Origin of the sequence: Leeuwenhoekiella blandensis MED217 (genome assembly GCF_000152985.1) — a bacterium.
Lineage (GTDB): Bacteria > Bacteroidota > Bacteroidia > Flavobacteriales > Flavobacteriaceae > Leeuwenhoekiella > Leeuwenhoekiella blandensis.
Genome location: NZ_CH672395.1, coordinates 808,980 through 820,065, shown reverse-complemented (window position 1 = coordinate 820,065; position 11,086 = coordinate 808,980). Strand labels below are relative to the sequence as shown.

Genomic DNA, 11,086 nt, shown 5'->3' with positions numbered 1-11,086 from the left:
TTATTCGGTATTGAAATCACACGTATACCTATAAATAAGGCAGCGCATACCACACCGATAAACACCTCAAAATTGTAATTTTTCTTTTTTCAATTTCAACCAAATGACACTTTGTCACAACTTTTGTTAATCGTATCTTTGCCCACTATTTTTAGGTAGCAGTACGTATTATGGAGAAGATCATTGACGAAAACAAACAAGGTGAAGCACTGGTTCTAGAACCTCAAGCCGCTAACAGCAAAAAATTATTTATTGAAAGTTACGGTTGCCAAATGAATTTTAGCGACAGTGAGATCGTCGCTTCTATTTTGGCTAAGGAAGGCTACAACACCACGCAGCAACTTGAAGATGCAGATTTGGTTCTGGTTAACACCTGTTCGATTCGAGATAAAGCCGAGCAAACGGTGCGCAAACGCTTAGAAAAATACAACGCCGTAAAAAAGGACAACCCAACGATGAAAGTTGGTGTCTTAGGCTGTATGGCTGAGCGTTTAAAAAGCAAATTCTTAGAGGAAGAAAAAATCGTTGACCTGGTTGTAGGACCAGACGCTTATAAAGATTTACCTAATCTACTAGGCGAAGTTGAAGAAGGTCGCGATGCGATAAATGTTATTCTTTCTAAAGAAGAGACGTATGGAGATATCGCACCGGTACGCCTCCAAAGCAACGGGGTGACCGCCTTTGTGAGCATCACCAGAGGTTGTGATAATATGTGTACGTTTTGCGTAGTTCCTTTTACACGCGGTCGCGAACGCAGTAGAGATCCTCAGAGTATTGTTGAAGAAGTGAATGATCTTGCAGCAAAAGGCTTTAAAGAAGTTACGCTTCTTGGGCAAAATGTTGACAGTTACCTTTGGTACGGCGGTGGTCTTAAAAAAGATTTTGAAAAAGCCAGCGATATGGCAAAAGCCACAGCAGTGAATTTTGCCGGCTTATTAAGTCTTGTTGCAGAAGCTCAACCCAAAATGCGCATACGTTTCTCTACTTCTAACCCTCAAGATATGACGCTTGATGTGATTAGAACTATGGCAAAATATCCTAATATCTGTAAATACATTCACCTACCGGTTCAAAGTGGTAGCGATCGTATTTTAAAGGAAATGAACCGCCTGCATACCCGTCAAGAATATTTTGAGCTTATCGACAACATTCGTGAGATTATGCCAGATTGTGCTATTTCTCAAGATATGATCACCGGTTTCCCTACAGAAACTGAAGAAGATCATCAAGACACCTTAAGTTTGATGGAATATGTAAAATATGACTTCGGTTTTATGTTTGCATATAGTGAACGCCCGGGAACTTTAGCCGCACGTAAACTTGAAGACGACATTCCATTAGATGTAAAAAAACGCCGTCTTGCTGAAGTGATCGCGTTGCAACAAGAGCACTCTTTATATAACACCCAAAAACAAGTAGGCAAGACCGTCGAAGTGCTTATCGAGAAAGCCTCAAAAAAGAGTGACGCAGAATGGGCTGGCCGTAATTCTCAAAACACCGTAGTGGTGTTCCCAAAAGAACACTATAAAGTTGGTGATTTTGTAAATGTTGAAATTTTAGATTGCACCAGCACCACACTTTTAGGCAAAGCTGTTGGATATTCAGAAAATAATTAATCGATTTTAAATGGAATCAGTTCACGCAATTAAACAGCGTTTTGGGATTATTGGAGATGACCCAAAACTCAACAGATCGATTGAAAAAGCAATTCAAGTTGCTCCTACCGATATTTCGGTTTTAGTAACCGGTGAAAGCGGTGTAGGAAAAGAAAGTATTCCGCGCATTATTCACTCGTTATCTCACCGCAAGCACAATAAATATATAGCCGTAAACTGTGGTGCGATTCCTGAAGGAACGATTGATAGTGAACTTTTTGGTCACGAGAAAGGTGCTTTTACCGGCGCAACATCTACGCGTAGCGGTTATTTTGAAGAAGCAGACGGCGGAACCATCTTTTTAGACGAAGTAGGCGAATTGCCTTTACCTACACAAGTACGCCTATTACGCGTTTTAGAAAACGGCGAGTTTCTAAAAGTAGGTTCGTCTAAAACCCAAAAGACAGATGTACGCATCGTTGCGGCCACCAACGTAAAGATGTTTGAAGCAATAAAAAACGAGCGTTTTAGAGAAGACCTTTATTATAGATTGAGCACAGTAGAAATTAACCTGCCTCCGTTGCGCGATCGTAAAAACGATATTCATCTTCTATTTAGAAAATTCGCTTCAGATTTTGCTACAAAATACAAGATGCCAACGATTCGGTTAGAAGAAGATGCTGTTCAAAATTTACTGAAGTATCGCTGGTCAGGAAATATTAGACAGCTACGTAATGTTGCCGAGCAAATTTCGGTATTAGAACAAAACAGAAGTATTTCTGCAGAAAAATTAAGAGCTTATTTACCTGATACAGGGGCTAATCTTCCTGCTGTTGTAGGACAAAACAAAAAGAGTGAAAGCGATTTTAGCAGCGAGCGCGAGATTCTTTACAAAGTGCTTTTTGATATGAAAAGCGACTTGAACGATCTTAAAAAACTTACGCTTGAATTGATGGAGAACGGAAACAACGCCACCGTTCAAGAGGAGAACAAATCGTTGATCAAAAAGATTTATAGCGAAGACGACACCGATGCTTATGAAAGCGCCGAAGATATTACCGAAGTGCTTCAGCTTCCTGAAGAATCGGTGGTAAGTGCGCCAATGAAAGACAAATATCACTTTGCTGAAGATGTAGAGGAAGAAGAAACCCTTTCACTTCAAGAAAAAGAACTCGAACTGATCGAAAAATCTTTGGAGCGCCATAACGGCAAACGCAAAGCTGCGGCAAAAGAACTTGGGATCAGCGAGCGTACGCTGTATCGCAAAATCAAACAATACGATCTATAAACGATTTCACAACATCGCGCGTTATAGCACCATAACGAAGTTCAACTTTTATGAAAAAACTACAAGTCGCATTTCTTTTTTTAAGCCTCCTATGCTTTAACAGCTGCGGCATCACCTACTCTTTTACCGGTGTAGATATTGGTAATGCAGAATCGTTTTATGTGCGCTATTTTCAAAATAACGCTCCTATCGTTGAGCCGGGTATCGACCGTGATTTCTCTTTTGCACTTTCAGATCTTGTACAAAACCAGACCAGCTTAAACCTGGCGACTACAGCAGAGAGCGCAGATCTGATTTATGAAGGTGAAATCATTGATTACTATTTTGCTCCACAAACAGCAACTTCAGACAATGTCGCCGCGCAAACCCGATTAACCATTGTGATCCTTTGTAGATTCACCAATAAATCTGTCGAAGACGGAAGTCAGGATTTTGAGAAACGCTTTTCATTTTTTGTAGATATTCCCGGCACCGCACAACCGGTAGGTGCAGTACTTGATGGAGCTATCGAAGAAATATTTGAGCGCATTACTCAGGATATTTTTCAAGAATCACTGGCAAACTGGTAAGCTTAAGAGTACACTAAATTCTCGTAGATCGAGTATATGAATACAGAAACACTCACATATCTTTTAGAACACCCTGACAAGATAACTTCAGAGGAAACAACGCAGCTCAGAACTGTTGTTGAGGAGTTTCCGTTTTTTCAGGCTGCGCGCGCTTTGCACCTCAAAGGTTTAAAGAATGAAGATAGTTTTCTGTACAACACCTATCTCAAAAAAACAGCTGCACACACCCAAGACCGCACCGTTCTTTTTGATTTTATCACTTCTGAAATTTTCAATCAGACCGCGATAAGCGCTCAGATAAAAGCTCAGGAAGATCACTTGCGCAATATGCCGGTTCACGAGTTTGTAGATGTTTCTTCTGAAATGGAAGCCGAAGAACTACAAAAGGCCAATCGCGTTTTGGACCCGGAGTTTTTCGTTCGCAAAGAAGCATCTGAAGAAACACAACCTGAAGAACAGCTCCAACTAGGCAAACCGCTAGATTTCAATAAAGCGGAAACGCATTCCTTTAGCGAATGGCTCAAGCTAACGGCTTTTAATAAAATCGATCGTTCAAAAGAAGTGAAAGAAACAATTTCAGCTTCTGCTTCTGATAAAACCGAGGCGTCTTCAGAAAATACTATAATTGAAGAAACAGCTTCTGAAACGCCTCTAGAATTAGAAACTACGATCCCTTCTATTGAGGTAGATCAGGATCCCGAACGCGCTCGCAGATTAGAGCTCATCGATAAATTTATTGAGAGTAATCCTAAGATAAAAGTGAGCACTCCTGACAGCAATTTCAAAAAGCCCAATTTAGAAGATCGCTTTCAACCCAGTGATAGCCTAATGACGGAGACTTTGGCTCGTGTTTATGTAGAGCAAAAAAACTTTTCAAAAGCCAAACAAGCTTATAGAATTTTAAGTTTGAAATATCCGGAAAAAAGTGGTTTCTTTGCAGACCAAATTCGGGCAATAGAAAAATTGCAAGAAAATAAATAAACAACTTAGCGGCAAAAGCCATAGCTTCAAACCGCATATTATAAAGTCAAAACTATGTTTTTTATATTTTTAGTTTTAATCGTAATTGTAGCCTTCTTACTTATTGTTGTAATTATGGTTCAAAACCCAAAAGGTGGTGGTCTTTCTTCTTCTTTTGGAGGAGGCGGTTCTCAGCAAATTGGTGGTGTTAAAAAGACCGGCGATTTCTTAGACAAAAGTACTTGGGGCTTAGCTACTGCATTATTGATCCTAATTTTGATCTCTAATGTGACTATTTTTGGCGGACGCTCTGCAAACACCGAATCTAAATTGATTGACGGTGAAGATGTAGAAAACATTATGCCTGTTCAAGATGCAGCACCGGCTGATATGGCTCCGGCTGCAGACAGCACTACAAACTAAATGACAGTTTAGACATATACAATTTAAAAAGACCGCAATATAGCGGTCTTTTTTTTGCCGTTTTGTCAGTGAAATTTTGATGGCATAATTTCTGACTATACAGCAGCACAACTAAGAAAATTGTTAACTAAAAATTTATATTAAAAATGGGAGTAAATTTTAAACCCAACCAGGGAATGGTTTTAATTGAGCCTAAGGCCGCTGAAACCAAGACAGCTTCAGGACTCTATATTCCTGACACAGCAAAAGAAAAACCTCAACAAGGTAAAGTTGTTGCTGTTGGGGATGCTAAAGAAGATCAAGCTTCTTTTAAAGAAGGAGATATGGTAGTTTATGGCAAATTCTCTGGCACTCCGTATAATCAGGATGGCATTGAATATCTCATATTGAAAGTTGAGGATATTTTAGGCACAATCTTATAATTCTTCTATTTAACTTTAATAACAACACGCTATTTTTCGCAGCCGCGAAAATTTAAAAACTCAAAAAATGGCAAAAGATATAACCTTTGACATCTCTGCAAGAGATGGCATCAAGCGCGGTGTAGACGCGCTCGCAAACGCAGTAAAAGTAACGCTAGGACCTAAAGGTCGTAATGTGATCATTAGCAAATCTTTTGGTGGACCACAAGTAACTAAAGATGGTGTTTCGGTAGCAAAAGAGATCGAATTGCAAGATGCTCTTGAAAATATGGGAGCTCAAATGGTAAAAGAAGTTGCTTCTAAAACCAATGATCTTGCCGGTGACGGTACTACCACTGCAACTGTACTTGCTCAGGCAATAGTACAGGAAGGTCTTAAAAACGTTGCTGCAGGCGCAAACCCAATGGATTTAAAACGCGGGATTGACAAAGCAGTTGAAGCGATCACAAAAGATCTTGAAAAGCAAACTAAAGAAGTAGGAAGCTCTTCAGAAAAAATTAAACAAGTTGCAGCAATCTCAGCTAACAACGATGATGTAATTGGCGAACTTATCGCTGAAGCATTTGGTAAAGTTGGTAAAGAAGGCGTGATCACTGTTGAAGAAGCAAAAGGTACCGAAACTTACGTTGACGTTGTTGAAGGTATGCAGTTTGACCGCGGATATTTATCTCCATACTTCGTTACAGATAGCGAGAAAATGCAAACAGAATTGGAGAATCCATACATCTTGTTATTCGACAAGAAAATTTCTTCAATGAAAGATTTATTACCAGTTCTTGAGCCAGTTGCTCAATCTGGTAAGCCTTTGTTGATCATCGCAGAAGATGTAGACGGTGAAGCACTAGCTACTTTAGTAGTAAACAAACTAAGAGGCGCGCTTAAAATCGCAGCGGTAAAAGCTCCTGGTTTTGGCGATCGTCGTAAAGCGATGCTAGAAGATATTGCGATCTTAACTGGCGGTACTGTAATCAGCGAAGAGCGTGGCTTCTCATTAGATAACGCAACTATCGATATGTTAGGTACTGCAGAGAATGTAACTATCGATAAAGACAACACTACAATCGTAAATGGTTCTGGTAGCAGCGATGATATCAAAGCGCGCGTAAATCAAATCAAAGCGCAAATTGAAACTACAACCAGCGACTATGATAAAGAAAAACTTCAAGAGCGTCTTGCTAAATTAGCAGGTGGTGTAGCTGTACTTTATGTTGGTGCTGCTTCTGAAGTTGAAATGAAAGAAAAGAAAGACCGCGTAGACGATGCACTTCACGCAACACGTGCAGCTGTAGAAGAAGGTATCGTAGCTGGTGGTGGTGTAGCTTTAGTACGTGCTAAGCGCGTTTTAGAAAGCTTAGAATCTCTAAATGCTGATGAAGCTACCGGTGTAAAAATCGTAGCAAAAGCAATCGAATCTCCATTACGCACGATTGTTGCAAACGCTGGTGGTGAAGGATCTGTAGTAATCGCTAAAGTAATTGAAGGCGATGAAGATTACGGATACGACGCTAAAACAGATCGTTATGTAAATATGCTTGCTGAAGGTATCATTGATCCTAAGAAAGTAACGCGTGTAGCATTAGAAAATGCAGCATCAGTTTCTGGAATGATCTTAACTACCGAATGTGCATTAACCGATATTCCTGAAGAGAATGGCGGCGGCGGTGCTGCAATGCCAGGCGGAATGGGCGGCGGTATGCCAGGTATGATGTAAGTACATGCCGAACAGGCAAACCTTATAAAGCAAAAATCCCTTCAGAGTATTCCGAAGGGATTTTTTTATAACTCTACTTTTTTCTTAGTTAATTTCAGCATCTACGGTTCCACAGTGTAGCATAACATCACCAAAATACGGGTTAAAAACCTCTTTCTCATTAGAAATCCAATAGGCACCTTTACCTTCAAAGGCCATTGGACAATATTGATAATATAAGGTTCCTGAAGTTATATACTCTTCAACTAAAGCCTTTACTCCGGCCGTCACCGCTTCAAAGTATTCACGTTGAACATTTACATCTTCTTCACTTGAGATCTTCTGCACCGCTTCGGTAAAACCAAGTTCCAATTCACTAGCCTGCATCGATTCGTGTAAGGTACTGGCAGCAGCCTGTGCTTTTTGCGGATTGGTATTCACCAGTGCTGTTTTCAGTAAATTGTAGTCATCATAAATTTGAGCGATTTCAGCATTCTCAAATTCAGCTTCACGTGCTGCTGAAGGGTATTCTGCTTTAGTTTGCTCTGTAGCTTCCTGATTAACCGTTACCGTTTCTTGTTTTGATTTTTGCTCACCACAAGCCAAGAAGGCCAATACTAGAGCGCTTAAAACTATTTTTTTCATTTTAAATCAATTTGACAAATTACAGGGTAAATATACAACCTAAGCTTTGCTCAGAACATGGTGATAGTAAAAAGCAGGCACCAAAACCAGTAAAAATATAGGCTGAATTAAAAAGCGTCGTACATAAAACAACAACATACTCAGGTGTTGATCGTATGTCATCACGATCACACTAAATCCTATGATAAGCAATACGAATAGTGCAACGTATAAAAGTAAGCTGATTTTAAAGATTCCTTTTCTGGGAAAAAGCACAACTAACGTGAGGATAGACAATGCCGAATTGAGCCAATAACGCAAAGAAATATTCAGCAGTAAACTGAAAAAATCAAGCTTCGGCAAACGTGTAGCGTTTAAATATGCTCCCTCAAAAAACACCAGTAACGGATCGTAAAACAAAGTGGTTTCCCAGTAGCGCACACTCACCAAACCAAGTACCAACAACAAAACAAGGATTGCAGATAGGATCTTTTTCAAAGCCGTTGCTTTTTAAAATTTCGAACCCAAAGCAACCAAAGAACGATCACTAAACCATAAATAATCCCGGGAAAGACGATATCATGCAAGATCATTTTATGCTCGGGATACCAATAAAAACCGATACTTAAAATGGCGATACGAACAATATTGATCAAATAAATCAACAGACTTCCGCCCAACACAAACAACAGAGTAGCGCGCCAGCCCTGAAAAAAGGCAACCACAAAAGCTATAAACAAAATGATGACGCTAATTGCATTGCAACCTTCAACGATGCGGGAAACAAATACATTTTCTACACTCAGCTTCATCGATGCTTCATCGGGATGAGGTTCTATTGTAGCATCATATCCCAAAAAGTTAACCAACCACTCGCTCTGAACCGCAACCTGATGCGTTATGTACTCGGGATAATATGTTTCTGAAGCCGCTGTACGCAGGTAAAAACCATAAATCATACTCAGCACCACATACACTCCTAAAAATGTAAGGATAAATAAGATTACCGACTTATATTTGCGAATTAACTGAATCAATTTTACAACGGTTTAGACCGCCCTAAAATACGAGAAAAATGGCTCTTGAAACCCTAAAACCTCAAGTATCAAAAATTTTAGAAAGCAGTGCGCTTTCGGTTGAGCACCGCTTAGAAGAAGTATGTTCTTTACTTAAAGACAATGTAGCATACTATGACTGGGTTGGTTTTTACTTTAAAAATGGAGATAAAAACGAATTGAAATTGAGTTCGTATGCAGGCGCTCCAACAGACCACACCATCATCCCTTTTGGCAAAGGAATTTGTGGTCAAGTAGCGGTTTCTAATCAAAACTTTGTTGTTCCTGATGTTGCTGCGCAAGACAACTACATTGCGTGTAGTATTACTGTAAAGGCTGAAATTGTGGTTCCGCTTTTTATTAATGGTGAGAATATTGGTCAGATCGACATCGACTCTAACACTCCAGATCCTTTTACCGAGGCAGACGAGCGCTTTTTAGAATGGGTAAATGAGCAAGTTGCTCAAATCTTAGACTAGTTTTACGCAACCTTTTTTAAAAATACACATCTCATAGTAGACTACCTCAGGGCGAGTCCTCGAGACATTTGTTAGAAACAAATGTATAATTTCAAGACAAACTCAGTAGTACTAAGCCTTTGGTGGCGCCAATAAACAACCTATTATGAGATTTTTTATTTTACTGGCCCTAAGCCTTTCAGTGCTCAGCTGCAACAACAATGATGACCAAAATCTACCCGACTGCAGCTTGGTGGATTGCGCAATTAATGATTTAAATCTAGAACTCATCTCAGCCTCAAGCGGAGAAAATCTTTTTGAGAATGGAACTCTAACCGAAGAAGAGCTGACCATCACAATTATTGAGACTAGCGATGAAGTGCCATTGATGCTTTACCAGGATATACTCAATATTCCTCTAGCCAGCTACGTTGACGGACCTTCACAAATTACGTATCAAATTTCTACGAATGAAGAATTGCTTTTTGAGGTAAGTTTTTATTCAGAACCTGACACTGCAACAAACGTTTGCTGCCCCAACACCCTAATAGAAAACATCTCTTTTGGTGATACTACTATCGAAGTGGTTAACGAAGCGCTTTTCAGCTACAAAGTGTTTTTAGACCTATAGCGCTTACATTCCGGTTCGTATCGCTTCTACAGGATCAAGTCGTGAAGCCATAAATGCAGGAACGATACCGGCGATTAGCCCGATTATTATAGAGCTGCTAAGACCAAAAATAACGTTGGTTGCTGAAAGCACAAACTCAAAATCCCCTGTAAATTGTGACATTACCTGTGCAATGATCCACACGAGCGTGAGACCTATCAATCCACCAATGGTAGCCAGAATAACCGATTCAAATAAAAACTGAAGTAAAATAAAGCGGTTTTTAGCTCCAAGCGCTTTTTGAATCCCTATTAAATTGGTGCGTTCTTTCACGCTCACAAACATAATATTTGCAATACCAAAGCCTCCCACGAGCAAAGAAAACAGACCAATAAAACCGCCGATGGTTGACATAGTTCCTGTAATATTATCTATAAAATCGGTAAGACCTGACAATTGATTAATAAAGAAAGTATTGGTTTCCTCAGGACGCAAGCCTCTTAATTGACGTAAACGCTGTTCTAAAATAGCATTAAACTCTGCGATATCAACACCATCTTTTGGCTTGATCGTAATTTGCGGAAAAGCCGATTTGTTGTTACTTCCATAAATACGGCGCACCACATTAACCGGAAGCACTGCAACTCCATCTTTTGACGGACCAATAAAACTGCTTCCCTCCTTTTCCAACACCCCAATCACAGTAAAGCGTTGTCCAAGTAAACGCACCTGCTTGCCTATAGGATCAAAACTACCAAAAAGTCCGTCTGCAATTTCACTTCCTAAAACCAAAACATTAGAACCACTGTTGGATTCTGATTCATTAAAAAATCTTCCTTCAGCCAATTTTAGTGCTTCAATATTATAATAACCGTCGGTCACCGGAGCGATATTCACTCCTGTCACCAGTTTATCATCATATTTTATAGATTCTGCGCCTACATTCAAACTGAACGACGCCGCCTCCACATCCGGCACATTCCGCTTGATGTATTGATATTCCTCATAGGTCACATCTGGAAACTGCTCCCGTTTCCACTGAGGAATATCGGTAGGACCAAATGAAAAGCGCATCAAAATGATCGTATTGTTATCTAATGAAGATAAGCTTCCCTTAATCTCTTGTTTAAGTGAATCTACAGCGGCCAGAACACCGATAATTGAAAAAATACCAATGGTAACGCCCAGCAATGACAACAAGGTACGCAACTTGTTATTGCGCAACGCATTAATTGCAAAAGCAAGACTTTCTTTTAATACCCTAAGATAGATGAGCATAAAGGCGTTTTAATTTGAATACAAGTATGACGCAAAAGCCTAGAATGTGTTACAAAATTATACTAAGAAATTACGAAAATTAGCAACCAATTTTAGTACACAAATTCATACTTT

The 11,086-nt window shown here is 39.7% G+C and carries 13 protein-coding genes; 9 read left to right on the top strand and 4 right to left on the bottom strand.

Features of this window, described 5'->3' with window-relative positions:
- Nucleotides 1–170 precede the first annotated feature (170 nt).
- From miaB to groL, 7 genes are all read left to right on the top strand, one after another.
- The gene (gene miaB / locus MED217_RS03510) at nt 171–1,616 is read left to right on the top strand and encodes a tRNA (N6-isopentenyl adenosine(37)-C2)-methylthiotransferase MiaB (RefSeq protein WP_009779099.1); all 1,446 of its coding nucleotides are present in this window, start codon (nt 171–173) and stop codon (nt 1,614–1,616) included.
- 10 nt (nt 1,617–1,626) lie between these two features.
- Complete coding sequence (locus MED217_RS03505) at nt 1,627–2,883, top strand: sigma-54 interaction domain-containing protein (RefSeq protein WP_009779098.1); 1,257 nt, start codon at nt 1,627–1,629, stop codon at nt 2,881–2,883.
- A 50-nt stretch (nt 2,884–2,933) separates the two neighbouring features.
- The gene (gene lptE / locus MED217_RS03500) at nt 2,934–3,452 is read left to right on the top strand and encodes an LPS assembly lipoprotein LptE (protein ID WP_009779097.1); all 519 of its coding nucleotides are present in this window, start codon (nt 2,934–2,936) and stop codon (nt 3,450–3,452) included.
- A gap of 36 nt (nt 3,453–3,488) precedes the next feature.
- Nucleotides 3,489–4,433: a hypothetical protein gene (locus MED217_RS03495; RefSeq protein ID WP_009779096.1), complete on the top strand. Its 945-nt coding sequence runs from the start codon at nt 3,489–3,491 to the stop codon at nt 4,431–4,433.
- A 54-nt stretch (nt 4,434–4,487) separates the two neighbouring features.
- Nucleotides 4,488–4,835 (top strand): preprotein translocase subunit SecG, encoded by a 348-nt coding sequence (gene secG / locus MED217_RS03490; RefSeq protein ID WP_009779095.1) that lies wholly within the window; start codon nt 4,488–4,490, stop codon nt 4,833–4,835.
- Nucleotides 4,836–4,981: 146 nt separating this feature from the next.
- Entirely contained in the window at nt 4,982–5,257 is a 276-nt protein-coding gene (locus tag MED217_RS03485) for a co-chaperone GroES (protein ID WP_009779094.1), read from the top strand.
- Between the two features lie 67 nt (nt 5,258–5,324).
- Nucleotides 5,325–6,968, top strand: a complete 1,644-nt coding sequence (groL, locus tag MED217_RS03480; protein WP_009779093.1) for a chaperonin GroEL — start codon at nt 5,325–5,327, stop codon at nt 6,966–6,968.
- 84 nt (nt 6,969–7,052) lie between these two features.
- Here the strand turns inward: groL and MED217_RS03475 are convergent, their stop codons facing one another.
- Genes MED217_RS03475 through xrtF form a run of 3 tightly spaced genes read right to left on the bottom strand, consistent with a single transcriptional unit; the run spans nt 7,053 to nt 8,608 of the window.
- Nucleotides 7,053–7,592, bottom strand: coding sequence for a DUF3347 domain-containing protein (locus tag MED217_RS03475; protein WP_009779092.1), 540 nt, complete (start codon nt 7,590–7,592; stop codon nt 7,053–7,055).
- Nucleotides 7,593–7,631: 39 nt separating this feature from the next.
- Entirely contained in the window at nt 7,632–8,069 is a 438-nt protein-coding gene (locus tag MED217_RS03470; protein WP_009779091.1) for an exosortase F system-associated membrane protein, read from the bottom strand.
- Nucleotides 8,066–8,608, bottom strand: a complete 543-nt coding sequence (gene xrtF / locus MED217_RS03465; protein WP_009779090.1) for an exosortase family protein XrtF — start codon at nt 8,606–8,608, stop codon at nt 8,066–8,068. Before xrtF ends, MED217_RS03470 begins: the two co-directional genes overlap by 4 nt.
- Before the next feature lie 38 nt (nt 8,609–8,646).
- Between xrtF and MED217_RS03460 the strand changes: the two genes are divergently transcribed.
- Together MED217_RS03460 and MED217_RS03455 are read left to right on the top strand one after the other, a co-directional pair.
- On the top strand, nt 8,647–9,105 hold the full coding sequence (locus MED217_RS03460) for a GAF domain-containing protein (protein ID WP_009779089.1): 459 nt from the start codon (nt 8,647–8,649) through the stop codon (nt 9,103–9,105).
- Nucleotides 9,106–9,250: 145 nt separating this feature from the next.
- Nucleotides 9,251–9,715 (top strand): hypothetical protein, encoded by a 465-nt coding sequence (locus tag MED217_RS03455; protein ID WP_009779088.1) that lies wholly within the window; start codon nt 9,251–9,253, stop codon nt 9,713–9,715.
- Nucleotides 9,716–9,718: 3 nt separating this feature from the next.
- Here the strand turns inward: MED217_RS03455 and MED217_RS03450 are convergent, their stop codons facing one another.
- Complete coding sequence (locus tag MED217_RS03450; RefSeq protein WP_009779087.1) at nt 9,719–10,972, bottom strand: ABC transporter permease; 1,254 nt, start codon at nt 10,970–10,972, stop codon at nt 9,719–9,721.
- Nucleotides 10,973–11,086 lie beyond the last annotated feature (114 nt).

What these genes read in the sequence shown, in the direction of transcription:
- miaB (WP_009779099.1), top strand. Translation starts at nt 171, where the DNA reads ATGGAGAAGATCATTGACGAAAACAAACAAGGTGAAGCACTGGTTCTA.
- MED217_RS03505 (WP_009779098.1), top strand. Translation starts at nt 1,627, where the DNA reads ATGGAATCAGTTCACGCAATTAAACAGCGTTTTGGGATTATTGGAGAT.
- lptE (WP_009779097.1), top strand. Translation starts at nt 2,934, where the DNA reads ATGAAAAAACTACAAGTCGCATTTCTTTTTTTAAGCCTCCTATGCTTT.
- MED217_RS03495 (WP_009779096.1), top strand. Translation starts at nt 3,489, where the DNA reads ATGAATACAGAAACACTCACATATCTTTTAGAACACCCTGACAAGATA.
- secG (WP_009779095.1), top strand. Translation starts at nt 4,488, where the DNA reads ATGTTTTTTATATTTTTAGTTTTAATCGTAATTGTAGCCTTCTTACTT.
- MED217_RS03485 (WP_009779094.1), top strand. Translation starts at nt 4,982, where the DNA reads ATGGGAGTAAATTTTAAACCCAACCAGGGAATGGTTTTAATTGAGCCT.
- groL (WP_009779093.1), top strand. Translation starts at nt 5,325, where the DNA reads ATGGCAAAAGATATAACCTTTGACATCTCTGCAAGAGATGGCATCAAG.
- MED217_RS03475 (WP_009779092.1), bottom strand. Translation starts at nt 7,592, where the DNA reads ATGAAAAAAATAGTTTTAAGCGCTCTAGTATTGGCCTTCTTGGCTTGT.
- MED217_RS03460 (WP_009779089.1), top strand. Translation starts at nt 8,647, where the DNA reads ATGGCTCTTGAAACCCTAAAACCTCAAGTATCAAAAATTTTAGAAAGC.
- MED217_RS03455 (WP_009779088.1), top strand. Translation starts at nt 9,251, where the DNA reads ATGAGATTTTTTATTTTACTGGCCCTAAGCCTTTCAGTGCTCAGCTGC.
- MED217_RS03450 (WP_009779087.1), bottom strand. Translation starts at nt 10,972, where the DNA reads ATGCTCATCTATCTTAGGGTATTAAAAGAAAGTCTTGCTTTTGCAATT.